The sequence below is a fragment of the Pseudomonas sp. 18.1.10 genome, from assembly GCF_024655625.1.
Taxonomy (GTDB): domain Bacteria; phylum Pseudomonadota; class Gammaproteobacteria; order Pseudomonadales; family Pseudomonadaceae; genus Aquipseudomonas.
In genome coordinates, this window is record NZ_JANLGL010000060.1 from 1 (window position 1) to 19,551 (window position 19,551).

Annotated in this window: 19 protein-coding genes; 5 read left to right on the forward strand and 14 right to left on the reverse strand. The window is 60.4% G+C overall.

What is annotated here, in order from left to right:
• Positions 1 to 76: 76 nt before the first annotated feature.
• On the reverse strand, positions 77 to 619 hold the full coding sequence (locus NUV89_RS12865; protein WP_017736762.1) for a YaeQ family protein: 543 nt from the start codon (positions 617 to 619) through the stop codon (positions 77 to 79).
• 148 nt (positions 620 to 767) lie between these two features.
• Here NUV89_RS12865 and NUV89_RS12870 point away from each other — a divergent pair, with 148 nt between their 5' ends.
• Positions 768 to 1,967: a CaiB/BaiF CoA-transferase family protein gene (locus tag NUV89_RS12870; protein WP_257781625.1), complete on the forward strand. Its 1,200-nt coding sequence runs from the start codon at positions 768 to 770 to the stop codon at positions 1,965 to 1,967.
• Positions 1,967 to 2,854 (forward strand): TIGR02285 family protein, encoded by an 888-nt coding sequence (locus tag NUV89_RS12875; RefSeq protein WP_257781626.1) that lies wholly within the window; start codon positions 1,967 to 1,969, stop codon positions 2,852 to 2,854. Before NUV89_RS12870 ends, NUV89_RS12875 begins: the two co-directional genes overlap by 1 nt.
• A 170-nt stretch (positions 2,855 to 3,024) precedes the next feature.
• Here the strand turns inward: NUV89_RS12875 and NUV89_RS12880 are convergent, their stop codons facing one another.
• Positions 3,025 to 3,309, reverse strand: a complete 285-nt coding sequence (locus tag NUV89_RS12880; RefSeq protein ID WP_257781627.1) for a DUF3509 domain-containing protein — start codon at positions 3,307 to 3,309, stop codon at positions 3,025 to 3,027.
• Positions 3,310 to 3,621: 312 nt separating this feature from the next.
• Here NUV89_RS12880 and NUV89_RS12885 point away from each other — a divergent pair, with 312 nt between their 5' ends.
• Positions 3,622 to 3,822 carry a hypothetical protein gene (locus NUV89_RS12885; RefSeq protein WP_099585569.1) on the forward strand — a complete coding sequence of 67 codons (201 nt, stop codon included), beginning with the start codon at positions 3,622 to 3,624 and terminating at the stop codon, positions 3,820 to 3,822.
• 146 nt (positions 3,823 to 3,968) lie between these two features.
• On the forward strand, positions 3,969 to 4,622 hold the full coding sequence (locus tag NUV89_RS12890) for a response regulator transcription factor (RefSeq protein WP_257781628.1): 654 nt from the start codon (positions 3,969 to 3,971) through the stop codon (positions 4,620 to 4,622).
• On the opposite strand, the gene NUV89_RS12895 is transcribed toward NUV89_RS12890, so the two are convergent.
• The 12 genes from NUV89_RS12895 to ffh all read right to left on the reverse strand — a co-directional run bounded on the left by NUV89_RS12895 (position 4,591) and on the right by ffh (position 18,498).
• The gene (locus tag NUV89_RS12895) at positions 4,591 to 5,835 is read right to left on the reverse strand and encodes an EAL domain-containing protein (protein WP_257781629.1); all 1,245 of its coding nucleotides are present in this window, start codon (positions 5,833 to 5,835) and stop codon (positions 4,591 to 4,593) included. The two genes, NUV89_RS12890 and NUV89_RS12895, sit on opposite strands and share 32 nt — an antisense overlap.
• 73 nt (positions 5,836 to 5,908) lie before the next feature.
• Complete coding sequence (locus NUV89_RS12900; protein ID WP_257781630.1) at positions 5,909 to 9,490, reverse strand: transporter substrate-binding domain-containing protein; 3,582 nt, start codon at positions 9,488 to 9,490, stop codon at positions 5,909 to 5,911.
• Between the two features lie 109 nt (positions 9,491 to 9,599).
• Complete coding sequence (gene thrC, locus NUV89_RS12905) at positions 9,600 to 11,009, reverse strand: threonine synthase (RefSeq protein WP_257781631.1); 1,410 nt, start codon at positions 11,007 to 11,009, stop codon at positions 9,600 to 9,602.
• 67 nt (positions 11,010 to 11,076) lie between these two features.
• Positions 11,077 to 12,381, reverse strand: coding sequence for a homoserine dehydrogenase (locus tag NUV89_RS12910; RefSeq protein ID WP_049711679.1), 1,305 nt, complete (start codon positions 12,379 to 12,381; stop codon positions 11,077 to 11,079).
• A 129-nt stretch (positions 12,382 to 12,510) separates the two neighbouring features.
• The gene (locus NUV89_RS12915; protein WP_017736772.1) at positions 12,511 to 13,242 is read right to left on the reverse strand and encodes a thioredoxin fold domain-containing protein; all 732 of its coding nucleotides are present in this window, start codon (positions 13,240 to 13,242) and stop codon (positions 12,511 to 12,513) included.
• A gap of 139 nt (positions 13,243 to 13,381) precedes the next feature.
• Complete coding sequence (xerD, locus tag NUV89_RS12920; RefSeq protein WP_257781632.1) at positions 13,382 to 14,278, reverse strand: site-specific tyrosine recombinase XerD; 897 nt, start codon at positions 14,276 to 14,278, stop codon at positions 13,382 to 13,384.
• A 152-nt stretch (positions 14,279 to 14,430) separates the two neighbouring features.
• On the reverse strand, positions 14,431 to 14,844 hold the full coding sequence (locus NUV89_RS12925; RefSeq protein WP_017736774.1) for an acyl-CoA thioesterase: 414 nt from the start codon (positions 14,842 to 14,844) through the stop codon (positions 14,431 to 14,433).
• Between the two features lie 82 nt (positions 14,845 to 14,926).
• Positions 14,927 to 15,277: a 50S ribosomal protein L19 gene (gene rplS, locus NUV89_RS12930; RefSeq protein WP_003175895.1), complete on the reverse strand. Its 351-nt coding sequence runs from the start codon at positions 15,275 to 15,277 to the stop codon at positions 14,927 to 14,929.
• A gap of 45 nt (positions 15,278 to 15,322) precedes the next feature.
• Complete coding sequence (trmD, locus tag NUV89_RS12935) at positions 15,323 to 16,096, reverse strand: tRNA (guanosine(37)-N1)-methyltransferase TrmD (RefSeq protein ID WP_177413985.1); 774 nt, start codon at positions 16,094 to 16,096, stop codon at positions 15,323 to 15,325.
• On the reverse strand, positions 16,078 to 16,614 hold the full coding sequence (rimM, locus tag NUV89_RS12940) for a ribosome maturation factor RimM (protein WP_017736776.1): 537 nt from the start codon (positions 16,612 to 16,614) through the stop codon (positions 16,078 to 16,080). Before rimM ends, trmD begins: the two co-directional genes overlap by 19 nt.
• A gap of 5 nt (positions 16,615 to 16,619) precedes the next feature.
• A complete protein-coding gene (rpsP, locus tag NUV89_RS12945) occupies positions 16,620 to 16,871 on the reverse strand; it encodes a 30S ribosomal protein S16 (protein WP_003238923.1) in 252 nt (83 codons plus the stop codon).
• A gap of 250 nt (positions 16,872 to 17,121) precedes the next feature.
• A complete protein-coding gene (gene ffh, locus NUV89_RS12950; protein WP_003193965.1) occupies positions 17,122 to 18,498 on the reverse strand; it encodes a signal recognition particle protein in 1,377 nt (458 codons plus the stop codon).
• 234 nt (positions 18,499 to 18,732) lie between these two features.
• On the opposite strand from ffh, the gene NUV89_RS12955 reads away from it, so the two are divergent.
• Positions 18,733 to 19,545 carry an inner membrane protein YpjD gene (locus tag NUV89_RS12955; protein WP_124525025.1) on the forward strand — a complete coding sequence of 271 codons (813 nt, stop codon included), beginning with the start codon at positions 18,733 to 18,735 and terminating at the stop codon, positions 19,543 to 19,545.
• Positions 19,546 to 19,551 lie beyond the last annotated feature (6 nt).

Consider the following 19,551-nt stretch of genomic DNA (forward strand, 5'->3'; position numbering starts at 1 on the left):
CAGTCAGTGCATTTTTAACTGATCGACCGCATTCGCGAGCAAGCCCGCTCCCACACAAGCTCGCTCCGATAGTGGGTCAGCCGCGCTCGCCGACCAGCCACTGCAGCTGCACTTCGTGCTGGCCACGGTCATCGGTGACGAAGATCGTGCCTTCGCTAATCATCACATCCCACTTGATGACGCGCGGCATGTCCTTGGCCAGGGTCTCCAGGACTTCCTGCGGCACCGCAGCGATATGCACGTTTTTCAGGTTATTGGCCACCGGCACCACCTTGCCTTCCCACACACGCAGGCTGCCGTAGGCCAGCAGGCTGGTACGTTCGGTGCGACGCGAGCACCAGGTCAGGCGGTCTGCATCCGGCTGGCCGACTTCGATCCAATGCAACACCCGATCATCCAGGCTTTTTTCCCACAGGGCTGGCTCGTCTACATCTGACAGGCCACGGCCGAACGACAAATGCTCGTTGTACCAGAGGGCGTAGGCCAGCAGGCGCACGGTCATGCGCTCTTCGGTTTCCGAAGGATGGCGGGCGATGGTCTGTTTGACGCTCTCGTACACCGAACGATCAAGGTCGGTGAGGTTGAGTTCGAATTTGTAGGTCGTGGACGGCTGGGCCATGAACGGGCTTCTAGAGACAGGGAAAGGCGGCCAGTCTAACCGATGGCGAGGGCATTCAACGAATACTGCGCAGCATCATCCTTATCCATGGGCCGCTCGCCTATGTTAAAAGGCATCACACCACCGTCCCGTGTTTGTAAGGATCCCCATGTCGCTTAATGCCAAACCCCTTGCTGGCCTGAAAGTCATCGAACTGGGCACCCTGATCGCCGGCCCGTTTGCCTCGCGTATCTGTGCCGAGTTCGGTGCCGAGGTAATCAAGGTCGAATCCCCGGACGGCGGCGACCCGCTGCGCAAATGGCGCAAGTTGTATGAAGGCACTTCGCTGTGGTGGTTTGTGCAGGCGCGCAATAAAAAATCGCTGACGCTGAACCTCAAGCACCCGGACGGCCTGGCCATTCTCAAGCAGTTGCTGGCGGACGCCGACATCCTGATCGAGAACTTTCGCCCTGGCGTGCTGGAAAAGCTCGGCTTGAGTTGGGAGACGCTGCACGCGCTGAACCCGAAGCTGGTGATGGTGCGCCTGTCGGGGTTCGGCCAGACCGGGCCGATGAAGGACCAGCCGGGGTTTGGCGCGGTGGGCGAGTCCATGGGCGGGCTGCGCTATATCACCGGTTTCGAGGACCGCCCGCCGGTGCGCACCGGGATCTCCATCGGCGACTCGATTGCCGCGCTGTGGGCGGTGATCGGCGCGCTGATGGCCCTGCGGCATCGCGAGGTCAACGGCGGGTTGGGCCAAGTGGTGGACGTGGCACTGTATGAAGCCATCTTCGCCATGATGGAAAGCATGATTCCCGAGTTCGACGTGTTCGGGTTTATCCGCGAGCGCACCGGCAACATCATGCCCGGCATTACGCCGTCGTCGATCCACACCAGCGCCGACGGCAAGCATGTGCAGATCGGCGCCAACGGTGATGCGATCTTCAAGCGCTTCATGCTCGCCATCGGTCGCGAAGACCTGGCCAACGACCCGGTACTGGCCAGCAATGACGGGCGCGATAGCCGTCGTGATGAGCTGTATGGGGTGATTGATCGCTGGGTCAATTCATTGTCGCTGGAGCAAGTGGTCGAGGCCTTGAATAAAGCCGAGGTGCCCGCCAGCCGCATCTACAGTGCCGAAGACATGCTCGGCGACCCGCAATTTCTTGCCCGGGAAATGTTCCTCAAGGCGCAACTGCCCGGCGGCAAGGACTTCAAGATGCCCGGCATCGTGCCCAAGCTATCGGACACCCCCGGCAGCTGCGAGTGGGTGGGCCCGCAGTTGGGCGAGCACAATGGCGTGCTGCTGGACAGCCTGGGTTACGACGCCGCCGCCATTGCCCGTTTGCGTGAGGCAGGCGCGATCTGATGGTGCTTCGGTGCAAACGCGGCTGGGTGCGGCTTAGCCTTATCGCCTCGATGCTCAGCGGCTGGCCCCTGTCGGCGCACGCCGGCGAGACGTTGACCTGGTTGTTGCGCGACCTGCCACCGCTGACCATTTTCGAAGGGCCACGCAAAGGCCAGGGCGCACTGGACCAGCTGTTGCCGATCCTCATCGAGCACTTGCCGGACTATCAACATCAGGTCCTGCACGTCAACCGTGCGCGCGGCATCCAGATGATGCGCGAGCCGAACACACTCACCTGCGATCCCTCATTGCTGTGGACGGCGGAGCGCGCCAGATACATTGTGTTCTCGAGCCAGGCATTTGTGGTCGCCAGCAATGGCATCATGATCCGGCATAGCCAGGAGGATGCGATGGCGCCCTATATCGTCGATGGCCAGTTCGACCTGCAGGCCCTTTTCGATGCCCACAAAGCACGGGTGGGCGCCATCGCCGAACGCAGTTACGGGCCGGTCGTCGATCAACAGCTCAAGCTGGCCGACGCCCACAAGCTCACCCTTCACTACGGCAACGATGCACTGGGCAGCCTGCTGCAAATGCAACGCCTGGGGCGACTGGAAGCGGTGCTGGGTTACTGGCCGGAAATCCGCTATCACGCCATGCAACAGGGCATCCCTTCCGCTGACTTGAGCTTTTATCCGATCCAAGGATCAGCGCCCTACCAACGCACCCATATCGGTTGCTCGGATACCCCTCGGGGGCGTCAGATTATTCAACGCATCAATCAGCTGCTCCTGGACATCCCACTGGAACAGGTGCAGCAGTCCTACGCTTCGTGGCTGGACCCGGTGATGCGCGAGCATTATCTGCGGGATAACCCAAGCTTCTTCCAGGATTCGCCAGAGCCCTGACAAATCGCAGGCAAAAAGAAACCCCGAAGAGTGGGGAGACACTTCGGGGTTAAACGTGGCCTATAAAGACCAGTACAACAAGGCACAAACACCGGAGCACAATGTTTGCTCTTGCTGTTACAAAATCTGACCGGCCATGCTGTAGGAAGTTTCCACGATTAAACAATTCTTCATGCAGCGGCGGCGCTGCGGGTCTGGGCAGCGTTGCGCAACGCCGCAATGACCGAGGGTTCCAGACGCCCTTCGGCAATCTTGATGTCACGCAGCAGGCAGTCCACCACATCCACCAGCACGCGCTTATCCAGCAACTGTGTGCGGTCCACTTCTCGCTCGACCACGATGGCGCCAGCAGGGTTCTTCACGGTGACCAGGCACTCGTCCGGCACACCGGAGGTGGTCAGCGTAACCTGATAAGGGCTCAGTGCTTCTTCGAGCAATAGGCTGATACTTTCCATCTCGATCACCACTCAATAGTTCAGAAACAATCGGTTCAACGGGAGCTGCATCTATCCTAAGTGACTGTTTGTGACGTAGGAAAGTTCGCTTTATCGTCTTTATGGGGCCGTCAGGGGTGACGGATTCCAGCATGCGCTTGCAACATGACAAGCAAAAAACGGCGCACATAACTGCTTACGCAATGGGCGACTGTTTTGGGGGTTGCCGACGGCTGAGGCCGGGGGTGAATCCTATACTCGGTGAGCGCTGGTGACGCGGCCACGCAGTTAAAAGCGCATGTCAAAAGGCCCTTATTGCGAAGGATGAATATGATGTTGGAACACAACGAACAACAAGCGTCGATCGAGAAAATCCACGCAGACATATCGCGCATCTATGCCGAGCAACGCAAGTTCAACGCCGAAGTGCACAAGATCACTCGTGAGGTCTTCTGGTATCCAGTGGGCATCGCGATTGGTTTCTTCACGGCGGTTGGTACCGTCATGGCACTGGCGCATAAGCTGCTCACATGAGCAGCCTTCCTGCCGGGCCTGCCAAAACAAAAAACGCCGCCACCCCAAGGAACGGAAAGCGGCGTTTTTGTGCACCGTTAGAAAACCGCGTTCAACCACCGCCAGGTTAACAGGCTAGAATTCCCGAATTGCCCGGGGAACCTATCTTGAGAAGCGCACCTGAAAAACCCTTGCGCATCATCCTTGCCGACGACCATCCGATTTTCCTGATTGGTCTGCGAGCGGTCCTGGAGCGCGATGAACAGCTGGAGATTGTCGGCGAAGCCAACTCCCCCCAATCACTGACCCAACTGCTGCAACACTGCGCCTGCGACCTGTTGATCACCGATTTCATGATGCCTGACGAACCCCAGGCCGACGGTTTGCGCCTGATCGACCAGTTGCGCCGCCATCACCCGTCGCTGCCCATCGTCGTGGTGACCATGCTCAACAATGCGGGGTTGTTTCACGCCATCCTGGAGCTGGGTGTCATGGGCCTGCTGAGCAAAGCCAGCCTCGCGAATGAACTGCCTGAAGCCGTCCGCCAGGTGCGCCAGCAGCGCTGCTATGTGGCCCACACCATTCGCCAGGCACTGAACGCCCTGGGCACTGAGCGTCTGCAGTCCCACGAGCAGCTGTCGCCCCGCGAGCTGGAGGTGATTCGCCTGCTGGCGAGAGGGCTGACCGTTGGCGAGATCGCGGCACACCTGCATCGCAGCAAGCAGACGGTCAGCGCGCAAAAAGTCAGCGCCATGCGCAAGCTGGGGCTCAGTACCGACGCATCACTGTTTATCTACGTGCAGGAGCATGGCTTGGCCTGATCGGGTAGCCGATCCACGCTTTCAGTGCCTGAGCGTCCATCGGCGGTGCAATCAGGCAACCTTGCAACCAGGCGGGGCCCAGCGTAGCAACCGCGTCACGATCGGCTGCGGTTTCAATCCCCGTCACCACCACGTTCATGCCCATGCGGCTGGCCATGCTCATGGCGCCTGCGACGACGGCCACTTTGCGCTCATCACTCGCCACGCCACTGGCAAAGGCCGGGGGTATTTTCAGTTCAGTGAACGGCAGCTCCAGCAAACGCTGCAAACTGGTACCGCCGACGCCGAAGTCACCGATAGACAACTTGCAGCCGATCATCCGTAAACGCAGCAAGCTGCTGACATGCGCGCTGTCGGTGTTCAACCGCGTGGTTTCGACCAGCTCCAGCGTGAGGCTATGGGCTGGCACGGCATGGCGTTGCAGCAAGCGCTGCAGCGCCTGGGGAAAATGCGCATGTTCGAGCATCCGCCCGGGAATATTCACCGCCACCGGCAAGAGCTCGCCCGTGTCCGACACGATCTGGCTGACAAAACCCAGGGCCTCTTCCAGCACATGCCAGGTAAACGCCTCCTCCATGCCGGCAAACTCCAGCACCGGCAGGAACTCATAGGGCAGTAACACTCCGCCGTCAGGCAGATACCAGCGCGCCAGCACCTCAACCCCCTGCACTACGCCGGCCTGGCAGACGATAGGCTGGAAGCTGGCGCTGGCGTAGCGCGCGATGGCCACCTGACAGGCATCCACCGAAGGCGGCAACTCATCCCGCTCATTGAGCCCCAACAGTTGGCGCACCTTATCCCAGGACACGACCTGCGGCCCCGGGCGCAAGTGTTGCAGGCAAGCCGTCAGCAGCTGCCCAACCAACTGGGCCGAGGCGGGCTTGGGCAAACACCGCAGGACATTCAACCCAGCCTGGCGCGCCATGCTGGCGACCCCTTCCAACACGTCAGGCTGAGCATTGCTCAACAGGATCAGCACCTGGGCCTGGCGCAGTTCGCCCAACTCGCGGATCAGTTCAAGGGCATCGCCTTGTTCCAGATAGAGGTCGCAAATAGCAATATCGACCGGCCCCTTGCTCGCCAACGACTGCCGGGCGGCCTCTACGGTTTCGGCGGTCATTACATTGAATACACCGTTGGCGTTGAGCATCTGGTGCAGGGCCATCAGTTGGAACGGGTTATCTTCAAGGATCAAGACATTGAGGGAGCGCATGGCGAACTCTAAGACGCAGAAGCAAGGCTGTGCAGGCTACGCAAAAGGTCATGCGCGCCCCATAGGACACGTCCTATTCTTGCGCACTCAAATGGGTGCCCAGCTCAACCCTGAAGGCTGCCAGCGCGTCTTTCAGCACGCACCACAGCGCTTCAACCTCGTCAATGCGCTGCTCACGCAGGCAGCCCTCAAGCCCTACACACGCCTTGGCCAGCGGCAGCGCATCCACCAGGCAGCAAATCCCCTTGAGGCGATGCAGCGAGGCCATCACCCCTGGAAAGTCCTGACCCGCCAACGCCGTCCTGATCTCATCGTGCTCATGTTCGAGGCTCTTCGCCAACTCTTCCAGCATGCGCTGCAGGACCGGCCCATCGGCCTGGGTCATCACCTGCAAGGTCTGGATATTGAAGGTGCGCGCCGGGGCCACTCGGGCGAGGACCCTGGCCCACTGTTCAAGGGTCACCGGCTTGACCAACAACTCATCCATGCCGGACTCCAGGCATCGCTGGCGTTCATCCGCCATGGCATTGGCGGTACATCCCACCAGCGCAGTGCGCGGTCGTTGCTCTTGCGTTTCGATCCCGCGGACGGTTTCGCTCAAGGCGTAGCCAGACATGCCTGGCATGTTGCAATCCGTCACCAGCACGTCAAAGGCGTCATCGCGCCAGTGCTGCAAGGCCGACTCCGCCGAGTCGAAGGCCACCACCCGGTGGCCGAGGAATTGCAGTTGCTGAGCCAGCACCAGGCGGTTGGCCGGCAGGTCATCGACGATCAGCACCGACAAACGGCGACCGGCGGCCGGCAGGATCGCCGCAGGCTCCGTTGGGCTGTCGTCGCCTCTGACCCGCTGCAGATACAGGTCAATGCAAATCGTCGTGCCCTCGCCCGTCGCGCTGCTCAGGGCGATCGTGCCGCCCATCAACTCCACCAGTTGCTGGCAAATGCTCAAGCCCAACCCGGTGCCGCCATGCTGAGCCGCCGTCAGCGGGCTGACCTGGACAAACGGCTTGAACACCCGCGCCTGTTGTTCAACACCAATCCCCGGTCCACTGTCTTCGACACACAGGTGCAGGTATTCAGCCCCGGAGGCATCGCACCGAGTCTCGACGCTGAGGCGGACCTCACCACGCTCGGTGAACTTCAACGCATTGCCCACCAGGTTATGCATGACCTGCCGCAAGCGCAGCGGGTCGAACCAATAATCCCCTTGCGCCGCCGGGTCGAACGCCAGGGTCAGCCCCAGGCCTTTTCGACTCGCCATCGCCTCAAACAGCCGCTGGATGCCTTCGAAAAACACCTTCAGGTCAGTGGTCTGCGGCACCAGTTGCAAATGGCCTGCTTCGATCTTGGCCAAATCCAGGCTATCGCCCATCAACTCAATCAGCTCACGGGCCGACCGATGGGCCACCTGCAAGGCTTCGGAGACACGCTTGCCCTGCGCCAAGGCGCGTTCCTGTTCCAACTCAAGCAAGCCGATGATGGCGGTCATCGGGGTGCGGATTTCGTGACTGAGTGTGGAGAGAAACGCACTTTTTGCGTAGTTCGCGTCATCAGCGGCCTGGCGTGCGTCCATCAACTGATGCTCCAGGACTTTGCGCTCATTGATGTCGATCCAGCCGCCCAGCAGCCCCTGCAGTTGGCCGCGTGCATCGAAAAACGGCACCGTCCATTGGTAAACATGGAACGTCCCGCCGTTGAACTCCAGTTGCCGATCAACAAACAACGATTGCTGGGTCGCCAACTGCTCCATGTGCCCGGCATGCAGGCGCGCGGCCGTGGCTTCTGGCATCAAGCCGCTTTCCATCAAGGTCAGGCCCTGGATCAGCTCCCGCCGGGTGGCCAACAGCTGCTCATAGCGGGTGTTACAGGTCACCAACCGGCCAGCCAGGTCCCGTACGAAGACCGGGTTGGGCATGCCATCGAGCAGGGCACGCTTGAACGCCAACTGATCGCTCAGCCGTTGCTCGGCCACCAGGCGCTGCTGGATCTGCCGCTTGAGCCGGCTATTCCAGACCAACGATAGCAACACACACAACAGCGCCATGGCGACCGTCCAATAGGCCCATGGCGGCACACGCTGCCAAGCCGACGTCGGGATCGGCACCGTGCCCAGCCAGCGCAAGCGCAGCGCACTCAACTCGGCCACCGGCATCGCTTCCAGCGCCTTGTTCACAATGCTCAGCAGCTCGGGCTGGTCCTTGCGCACCACCAGGCTGTTGGACGACCACTTGCCCTCCACGCTGCGCCCGATGCGCAAGCCGTCGGACGGGTAGCTCTGCACCTCCACCTCATTCTGGATCGTCGCCGCCGCATGCCCCTGGATCACCTGATCCCGGGCCTGGGTATAGTTGTCGACGGCGAGAATCTCGATGTCCGGGTGTTCACGGCGAATAAAATTTTCCAGCACATGCCGGGCCGGCAACGCCAAGACCTGGCCGGAGAGTTCACTCAAACTGGCCAGTAACGGCGTGTCGTTGCGCTGGATAAACACCCAACCGGCACCACCAAAACCATGGCTGAAATCCAGGAATTGCCTGCGCTCCCGATTCTCGGCCAACGTGGTGTTCATGTCCGCCCTGCCCGCTGCCAGCAACTCCAGGGTCTGCGCGGTGGAAGACACCTCCTCCATCACGAACTGCAAGCCCGTCATGCGGGAAATCCGGTTAAGCAGATCGATATTCAAGCCGACCCATTGACCGTCCTTGTCTTTGAAGATGTACGGCGACTGTTGCTCGGACACCACCACCACATGGGGATGGTGCAACAGCCATGCTTGCTCCTCGGCCGATAACTCAATGCGGTCGGCGGCGATGCCCACCCCCAGGCCGGTGGTCCAGCGCGCGAGGATTTCACGCTGTATCGACTCGTCGATACTCGCCAGGGCCCGGTCCATCATGTCCCCCAACAGCGGGTCGGCCGTGCGGGAAGCAAAGGCAAAGCCAATCGGTGCCAGGCGGCTCTCCACGTTTATCTGCAAACCCAGGTAAGGACGCAATGACTTGTAAGCACGCACAATCACTTCATTGCCGATAAAGGCATCGGCATCGCCCTGGTTCAACGCTTCCAGGCCGCTGTAGAGGTTCGGAGCCAGCATGATATGGCTGGCGGGATAAGCCCGATGCACGTTGCCGACATTGGCATAGCCCTCCAGCAAGACCACCTTCTTGCCCTCAAGGTCGTCGTTCTGCGTGGTGTCGTCGCGGCGTACGACCACCACCGAACGATCCGGCATGTAGTCGCGGGTAAACCGCAAACCAGGCACATCCCGTTCATAGCCGTTGGCGCTGGTCAGAATATCGATGGCGCCACTGCGCAAGGCTTCCACCGCTTGCGCTCGCTCAGCGAAGCCCATCACCTGCATGGGCACAGCGAGGCGCGCGCCGACCAGGCTCAGGTAATCGGCGCTGATGCCCTGGTAGCGATTGTGGTCACGGGTAATATCGATCGGCTGGTAATCAGCAATGGAAATGCCGACCTTCAGTGTTCGATGGCTCGCCAGCCATTGCTGCTCGCCTGCCGTCAGCGGCAAGGGGGCGAGCGGGGTAAACGCCGGCACCAGTTTGAACGGCAGGCTGTCGGCGGCCAGGCTTGCCGGCGATTGACCCAGCAAGAGCAAACACAGCAGCCACACACACCTCTGGCTCAATAAACGCACCGGGTTGGTTTCCTCTCTTTTTTAGTCGATTGCCCACTGGAGTATGGCGTGCCCCAATGAAAAAGCCCGTCACGAAGACGGGCTTGAGCAACCTCGCAACGCCGTTGGATCAGAGCGGCTTGCCACGATTGCCGTGCTGGCTGACAAACGCCTGTACGGCTTTCAGGTCATTGGCCAACACGGTGCAACGCTCTTCACGCTCGAACAGGTCTGCCAAGTGCGCCGGCAACTCCAGCGCCTTGCCCACACCTGCCTTCTCCACCGCTTCCGGGAATTTCACCGGGTGCGCGGTGCCGAGGATCACCATCGGGATGTCCAGGCTGCGCCGGCATTCGCGGGCGGCCTTCACACCGATGGCGGTGTGTGGGTCCAGCAGTTCGCCGGTCTGGGCGTAGACGTCGGCGATGGTTTCGCAGGTTTCTGCGTCGTCCACGGCCAGGGAGTCGAACAGCTTGCGGGTTTCGGTCCAGCGCTCTTCTTCGACGCTGAAACCGCCACCGCTCTTGAAGGTGTCCATCAAGCCGGCAATCGCCGCGCCGTTGCGACCGTGCATGTCGAACAGCAGGCGTTCGAAGTTCGACGAGACCATGATGTCCATCGACGGCGACAGCGTGGCGTGCAGGGTTTCCTTGACGTACCGGTTACCGCTCATGAAGCGGTGCAGGATGTCGTTGCGGTTGGTGGCGACGATCAACTGGTTGATCGGCAGGCCCATGTTGCGCGCCAGGTAACCGGCGAAGATGTCGCCGAAGTTGCCGGTCGGCACCGAGAACGACACCGAACGCGCCGGGCCGCCCAACTGCAAGGACGCGTGGAAGTAGTAGACGATCTGGGCCATGATCCGCGCCCAGTTGATCGAATTCACCGCGACCAGGCGCGTGCCCTTGAGGAAGCTCTGGTCAGCGAAGCTGTTCTTGACCATTTCCTGGCAGTCATCGAAGTTGCCTTCGATGGCGATGTTATGGATGTTCTCGCCAAAGATGGTGGTCATCTGCCGACGTTGCACTTCCGACACGCGCTGGTGCGGGTGCAGGATGAAGATGTCGACGTTTTCGCAGTGCTTGCAGCCTTCGATGGCGGCCGAACCGGTATCACCGGAAGTCGCGCCGATGATGACCACACGCTCGCCGCGCTTTTGCAGCACGTAGTCGAGCAGGCGACCCAGCAGTTGCAGGGCGAAGTCCTTGAACGCCAGGGTCGGGCCGTGGAACAGCTCCAGGACCCATTCGTTGCCGTTCAGTTGGCGCAACGGTGCGATGGTGCTGTGGGAAAACACGCCGTAGGTCTCTTCGAGGATCTTCTTGAAATCCGCATCCGGGATGCTGCCGGTGACGAACGGGCGCATCACCCGGAACGCCAGCTCGTGGTACGGCAGGCCGGCCCAGGAGGCGATTTCTTCCTGGGTGAAGCGTGGCAGGTTTTCCGGCACGTACAGGCCGCCGTCAGTGGCAAGGCCTGCCAGCAGGACGTCTTCGAAATTCAGGGCCGGTGCCTGGCCGCGGGTGCTGATGTAACGCATGACTGGCTCCTCTAAAACATTCTCGAACAGGGGCCGCCGCACACACGGGGCCCCTGGAACACATCGGTTAGTTCAAGTGCTCGACGCGGATGCGCACCACTGGGCCGACCACGCCTTGCAAGGCTTCCAGGGCGGCGATGGCATCGTTCATATGTTGCTCGAGCACGCGGTGAGTCAGCAGGATCATCGGCACCTGGCCGTTTTGCTCCTCGACTTCCTTCTGCATGATCGACTCTATGTTGATACCGCGCTCCGACAGGATGCTGGCAACCTGGGCCAACACGCCGGGGTGGTCCTGGGCCTGGATGCGCAGGTAGTAGGCGCTTTCGCAGGCTTCGATCGGCAGGATCGGGTGGGCCGACAGCGAGTCCGGCTGGAAGGCCAGGTGCGGCACGCGGTTTTCCGGGTCGCTGGTCATGGCGCGAACCACGTCCACCAGGTCGGCGATCACCGACGAAGCGGTCGGCTCCATGCCGGCGCCGGCGCCGTAGAACAAGGTCGAACCGGCAGCATCACCGTTGACCATCACGGCATTCATCACGCCATTGACGTTGGCGATCAGGCGGTCGGCCGGGATCAATGTCGGGTGCACACGCAGCTCGATACCGGCCGGGGTGCTGCGCGCAACGCCCAGGTGCTTGATGCGGTAGCCCAGGGCTTCGGCGTAGTTCACGTCGGCGGTGGTCAGCTTGGTGATGCCTTCGGTGTAGGCCTTGTCGAACTGCAGCGGGATACCAAAGGCGATGGACGCCAGGATGGTCAGCTTGTGCGCCGCGTCGATGCCTTCCACGTCGAAGGTCGGGTCGGCTTCGGCGTAACCCAGGGCCTGGGCTTCGGCGAGCACGTCTTCGAAGGTGCGGCCCTTCTCGCGCATTTCGGTGAGGATGAAGTTGCCGGTGCCGTTGATGATGCCGGCGACCCAGTTGATACGGTTGGCGGACAGGCCTTCACGGATGGCCTTGATTACCGGGATACCACCGGCCACGGCGGCTTCGAACGCCACGATCACGCCCTTCTCGCGGGCCTTGGCGAAGATCTCGTTGCCGTGCACGGCGATCAGCGCCTTGTTGGCGGTGACCACGTGCTTGCCGTTCTCGATGGCCTTGAGCACCAGCTCGCGGGCCACGGTGTAGCCGCCCACCAGCTCGATGACGATATCGATCTCAGGGTTGGTGGCAACGGCGAAGACATCGTTGGTAATCGCAATACCGGTCGTTTCGAACTGAGGCTTTGGCGAACGCGTGGCAATTTGCGCCACTTCAATCCCGCGACCTGCACGGCGGGAAATTTCTTCAGCATTACGCTGAAGTACGTTGAAGGTGCCGCCACCGACGGTCCCTAACCCACAGATGCCTACTTTGACCGGTTTCACTGAAGAACTCCCCATGAAACGGCCGACGCTAGGTCGGCCGTGGAAAACAGCCGCACGACTGCGGCTTGTAATTAACGACCCGCCGACGTGTCAGCGAGCCTTGATCGTCGACGCTTCGACGATGCTGGTTTATTTGGCACCGAGCGCCAGTTTGGCAACTTGTGGAGCCGGCTGGTAGCCCGGAATCACTTGGCCGTCGGCCAAAACGATGGCCGGTGTACCGTTCACACCGATGGACTGGCCCAACGCGAACTGCTTGGAAACCGGGTTGGCGCATTTGGCCGCCTTGATTTCCTTGCCATCGACCATCTTGTCCATGGCCGCTTTCTTGTCGGCCGAGCACCAGACGGCTTGCAACTGCTCGTCACCCGGCGAGCCCAGGCCCTGGCGCGGGAACGCTACGTAGCGCACTTCCACGCCCAGCTTGTTCAGCGCAGGCACTTCGGCGTGCAGCTTGTGGCAGTACGGGCAGGTGGTGTCGGTGAACACGGTGATGTGGGTCTTGGTCTCGCCGATGGCCGGGTAAACCACGGTCTCGGCTACCGGAATACCATTGATTAGCTTGGACACGCCCAGGCGCTCGGCTTTCTCGGTGAGGTTGACCGGCTTGCCATCTTTCAACTGGAACAGGTAGCCCTGGACGATGTACTGGCCGTCTGCACTGGCGTACAGCACGCGGCTGCCCTTGAGCTTGACTTCATACAGGCCGGCCATGGGGCTGGCGCTGATGCTTTCGATCGGCGTGTCGAGCTGCAGGTTGGCCAGGCTCTTGCGGATGGTCTGCTCGGCAGCATCATCGGCGACGACAAAGGTGGAAACCAACGCAATGGCTGCGGCGGCAATAATCTGGGTCAAGCGCATGGGAACTCCTGAAGGCAGATGCAGGGACGGGCATTGACGCCGCTTGGAAACACAGGCCTGGGCCGTCCCCTTTGCTAACCGGCAAAGCCTACCACAGTTGGGCGCAAGGGCAGCCCGCAGCGGGACAAATTGGCGGTTTTCAGCCTCGCGGATGGTGCTTGGCGTGCATATCCTGCAAACGTGCCCGTGCCACGTGGGTGTAGATCTGGGTTGTGGATAAATCGCTATGGCCGAGCAGCATTTGGACCACCCGCAAATCCGCACCATGGTTGAGCAAATGGGTGGCAAAAGCATGGCGCAAAGTGTGAGGGGACAGGCTCTTGCCAATACCCGCGACCTTGGCCTGATGCTTGATCCGGTGCCAGAACGTCTGGCGGGTCATCTGCTCGCCACGCAGGCTGGGAAACAGCACATCGCTGGGGCGCCCGCCGAGCAACTCACTGCGCCCGTCGCGCATGTAACGCTCGACCCACACGATCGCCTCCTCCCCCATCGGCACCAGCCGCTCCTTGCTGCCCTTGCCCATCACCCGCAACACGCCCTGGCGCAGGTTGATCTGCTCCAGGGTCAGGCTTATCAACTCGGTCACCCGCAGGCCGCAGGCGTACAACACCTCCAGCATGGCGCGGTCGCGCTGGCCGATGGCCTCGCTCAGGTCCGGGGCGGCGAGCAAAGCTTCGACGTCGGCTTCCGACAACGACTTGGGCAACGGCCTACCGAGTTGTGGCATATCGACTTGCAGGGTCGGGTCGAGGGCGATCAGCTTTTCCCGCAGCAGGTAGCGATAGAAGCCACGCACACCGGAGAGAAATCGCGCAGTGGAGCGGGGTTTGTAGTTCTGTTCAAGGCGCCAGGCCAGGTGATCGAGGATCAGCTCGCGACCGGCGTTGGGCAGTTCTAGGTTTTTTTCCTGCAGCCAGCCATTGAACAAGGCCAAGTCACTGCGGTACGCCTGGCGGGTGTTGTCCGACAAGCCTTTTTCCAGCCAGAGGGCGTCGAGGAAGCGGTCGATCAGGGGGTGGTCGATGGCGGGCATGGGGGCTCAGGCGGGTTTCTGTAGTGTCTGTTAGATCCTATCGCAGGCAAGCCAGCTCCCACAGGGGTTTTGTGGTGGGCTAGTGATTTGTGCCCAACACCAATCAAATGTGGGAGCTGGCTTGCCTGCGATAGCCGCGACTCGGTCTCCAGTCAGTCAACAAACCCAGGCAACACCGGTACCGGGCGCTTATCGGCATCAATCGCCACAAAACTGAACACACCCTGGATCGCCCTTTCACGGCCATCAGCACTCATGCTCTCGACAAACACTTCCACTTCAACCTTGAGGCTGGTGTTACCCACTTTGATCACACGGCCGATCAGCTCAACAATGGAGCCGGCAGGGATCGCATGATTGAAGTCGATACGGTCGGTGGACACCGTCACCAACGGCAATCGGCAAAACCGCGTGGCGGTGATGAACGACACTTCGTCCATCCAGGCCAATGCGGTGCCGCCGAACAGGGTGTTGTGGTGGTTGGTGGTCGGCGGGAACACCGCCTTGGTCACATGGGTCACGGACAGGTCGGTACGACGCTGGATTTCTTCGAGGCGGGTGGTCATTGACAAATACCGGCAAATAGACAAATTTCAGGCACAAAAAAGCAGCCCGTAGGCTGCTTTTTTCTGCATCGGGAAGCTGGACTTAAGCCAGTTTTTCCTTGATGCGAGCTGCTTTACCGGACAGGTCACGCAGGTAGTACAGCTTGGCTTTACGTACGTCACCGCGACGTTTAACGGCCATGCTGTCGATTTGCGGGCTGTAGGTCTGGAAAGTACGCTCTACGCCAACACCGTTGGAGATTTTACGAACAGTGAAAGCACTGTTCACACCACGGTTACGCTTGGCAATTACCACGCCTTCGAACGCTTGCAGACGCGAACGGTCGCCTTCCTTCACTTTCACCTGAACGACAATGGTGTCGCCCGGGGCAAAGGTAGGGATCTCTTTGGTCATCTGCTCTGCTTCGAGTGCAAGGATGATTTTGTTAGTCATGCTGTGCTCCTAAGGTAAGTCAATGGACCTACCATCGATACGTTGTTAACTATCGTCCCGCGCGAGGATGTATTCCTCGAGCAGCTTCTTCTCTTCTCCAGAAAGCGAGCGGCTTTCCAGAAGATCGGCGCGTCGTTCATAGGTCCGACCAAGGGACTGCTGTAAACGCCAACGCCGGATGTGTGCGTGATTGCCACTTAGCAATACGTCGGGAACACGCTGATCCGCATACACCTCCGGTCGGGTGTAGTGCGGGCAATCCAGCAAACCATCCGTGAAGGAATCTTCCTCCGCGGAGTCCGCATGCCCTAAAGCTCCAGGCAGCAGTCGTGTAACCGCATCTATCAGGACCATCGCCGGCAGCTCGCCGCCAGACAGGACATAGTCCCCAATCGACCACTCTTCATCGACGTGAGCATCAATAAAACGCTCGTCAATGCCTTCATAGCGACCGGCAATCAGGATCAATGCTTCCTCATTCGCCATGTCGCGTACCGCAGCCTGTTTCAGCTGGCGGCCTTGAGGGGACAGGTAAATTACCTTCGCCTTCTCCCCGGCTGCGGCCTTGGCCTGGGCCAACGCGTCTTCCAGGGGCTTGATCTTCATCACCATGCCCGGGCCACCGCCAAATGGGCGATCGTCCACAGTGTGATGTCGATCCGTCGTGTAGTCTCGCGGGTTCCAACAGGTCAGCTGCAACAGCCCCTGTTTCACCGCCCGACTGGTGATGCCGTACTCGCTGATGGCGGAAAACATCTCGGGAAACAAACTGATCACTTCAATGCGCAAATTAGCCACGCTTAGAAGTCCGCATCCCATTCCACCTTCATCTCGCCTGCGGCCAGGTCGACGGCCAACACGCATTGCTCCGTATAGGGCAACAGGCGTTCGCGATCATCCAGGCTGCCAGCGCAAGGCTTGACCACCATTACATCATTGGCGCCGGTTTCCAGAAGATGGTCGATTTTCCCGAGCAATTGCCCGAGTTGGTCAACAACCTTCAGACCTTCCAGCTGGTACCAGTAGTACTCGCCGTCGGTCAATTCAGGGAACAGGTTGCGCGGCACGCAGATCTCATAACCGGCCAGAAGACGAGCTTCTTCACGATCATCAAGACCCTTGAGCTTTGCGACCAGGAACTTGTCGCTCCCGCGTCCACTGACCAGCTCGACCTGTTTCACACTACCCTCGCGCTTGAGCGTCCAGGTTTTGTACTGCAACAGGTTTTCAGTCGGATCAGTAAAGGAATACACCTTCACTTCGCCGCGAACGCCATGAACAGAGTAAATCTTGCCAATAACGATCAAATCATCAGCAACAGCTGGCGTCGCGTTCATATTGCTCAGGCTGCGGCCTTAGCCGAGTCTTTCAACAGCTTGGCAACGCGCTCGGATGGCTGTGCACCAACGCTCAGCCAGTAGGCTACGCGCTCTTGGTTCACGGACAGACGAACTTCTTGACCACGAGCGATCGGGTTGAAGAAGCCAACTTGTTCCTTGTGAGAGCCGTCACGTGGGTTGCGGCTGTCAGTTACGGTCAAGTGGTAAAACGGGCGCTTTTTGGAGCCGCCAAGGGCAAGACGGATTGTTAGCATGTGAACATCGTTCCTGTAGTCGGTGCTGCAAATCTAAATGCACAGCGGGCATAGGTGCCCGAAAGGCCGCATATTCTAAGGAATATCCGGACTTTTGCAAATGTCTTTTTCTGGCGCCTATCGGCGTGCCATTCAGATCTGCTATAGAGCCGTCGGTTAAAACGGCAAGTCAGCTCCCGCTAACCGCGGGTTTGCTGGAGATCCCACGTCCTTGTGGGTCGGAGCAGGAGCAGGCTCCCGCTCGAATTCTTTACATTTTCGGCATGCCGCCGCCGGGCAACATACCGCCCATGCCGCGCATCATCTTGGCCATTCCGCCTTTTGCGGAGAATTTCTTCATCATCTTCTGCATCTGCTTGTGTTGCTTTATCAAGCGACCGATGTCCTGCACCTGGGTGCCGGAACCCATGGCGATCCGACGCTTGCGCGAACCGCTGATAAGCTCAGGGTCGCGGCGCTCGGCCGGGGTCATGGAGTTGATGATGGCTTCCATCTGCTTGAACTGCTTCTCTGCCGCGCCCTGGGCATTGCCCATCTGCGCCAGGTTCACACCGCCGATGTTCGGCAGCTTGTCCATCAGGCCGCCGAGGCCGCCCATGTTCTTCATCTGTTGCAGCTGGTCACGGAAGTCTTCGAGGTCGAAGCCCTTGCCCTTCTTCAGCTTCTTGGCCAGCTTGTCGGCCTTGTCCTTGTCGAGCGTGGCTTCGGCCTGCTCGATCAGGCTGAGCACGTCGCCCATGCCAAGGATGCGCGAGGCGATACGCTCCGGGTGGAACGGCTCGAGCGCTTCGCTCTTCTCGCCCATACCGATGAACTTGATCGGCTTGCCGGTAATGGCACGCACCGACAGTGCGGCACCGCCACGGGCGTCACCGTCGACCTTGGTGAGGATCACGCCGGTCAGCGGCAGTGCATCGCCGAAGGCCTTGGCGGTGTTGGCCGCATCCTGGCCGGTCATGGCATCGACCACGAACAGCGTCTCGACCGGGTTGATCGCGGCATGCAGCGCCTTGATCTCGCCCATCATCTCTTCATCGATGTGCAGGCGACCGGCAGTATCGACGATGACCACGTCGATGAACTTCAGCTTGGCTTCTTTAATAGCCGCGTTGGCAATGTCGACCGGCTTCTGGCTCAGGTCGGACGGGAAGAAGGTCACACCCACTTCGCCCGCAAGCATTTCCAGCTGTTTAATCGCCGCCGGACGGTAGACGTCGGCCGACACCACCATCACGGACTTCTTCTTGCGCTCTTTAAGGAAGCGCGCCAGCTTGCCGGCGGTAGTGGTCTTACCCGCACCTTGCAGACCGGCCATCAGCACGACGGCCGGTGGCACGGCGCTGAGGTTCAAATCTTCGTTCGCCGCGCCCATCAGGCTTTCGAGTTCGGCCTGGACGATCTTCACGAAGGCCTGGCCCGGCGTCAGGCTGCGGGACACTTCGGTGCCCACTGCGCGCTCTTTGACCGAGTTGACGAAGTCCTTCACCACGGGCAAGGCCACGTCGGCTTCCAGCAACGCCATGCGCACTTCGCGCAGGGTGTCTTTGATATTGTCCTCGGTCAGCTTGGCCTTGCCGGTTACGTGGCGCAGCGTCTGCGAGAGACGGTCAGTCAAGTTTTCAAACATGCGCGTTCCTTTCAGGCCCTACTCATCGAAATGCAGTGGTAGACCGAGGTAATGACGGCCCAGGCTGTGGTAAATCGCTATTAAAAACAGCGCTCGGCGAGCCTGCGGCGTGGGCAGGTCGCGGATTATAGCGAAGACTGCCGCCATGCACACCCGCTGTCTGGCCTGAGAGTCTTTCGTGTTACGCGGGGGTATGCCAAACTCAGCGCCTTTCGGGCTTGCCTAACAGGATTTATGCTCCCTTTGTCACCCAGTTTGCTACCCAGCCTCGCCGCCGCCCTGTTGTATGCCGCTGCGACTCTCTATCAGGGCACTCGTCTGGCCCAAGGCACCAAGGCGGACAAACGCCTGCTGGTCGGCCTTGGCGTCGCGGCCCTGCTGGCCCACGCTGCCAGCCTGTTTACCCACCTGATGACGCCAGTCGGCCTAGGCCTGGATTTTTTCAGCGCCGCCAGCCTGATCGCAGCGGCCGTGATCGCCTTGACGCTGATCGCCTGCTCGCGCATCCCGGTGGAGAACCTGCTCGTCCTGCTATTCCCCCTCGGCGTGCTGACGGTGCTGCTGTCGCAATTCGCCCCCACCGGTACCGTCCAGGTGATCGATGAGGAGCCGGGCATCCTCGCGCACATCCTGCTATCGATCCTGGCCTACGGCATGTTCACCATCGCGGTGTTCCAGTCCCTGCTCCTGCTGCTGCAGGACCACCAGCTCAAGCACAAGCACCCGTCCGGGCTAATCAAGAACTTCCCGCCGCTGCAAACCATGGAAAGCCTGCTGTTCGGTTTCCTCTGGGCCGGCTGGACGCTGCTGTCGCTGTCGCTGATCTCCGGCTGGCTGTTCGTCGAAAACCTGTTTGCCCAACACCTGGTGCACAAGACCCTGCTGGCGTGCCTGGCCTGGGTCGTGTTCAGCGTGCTGCTGTGGGGCCGCAACCGCCTGGGCTGGCGCGGGCACAAGGCGATCCGCTGGACCCTGGCCGGTTTCTGCCTGCTGATGCTGGCCTATTTCGGCAGCAAGCTGGTTCGCGAATACATCCTGCATATCTGACGGGCA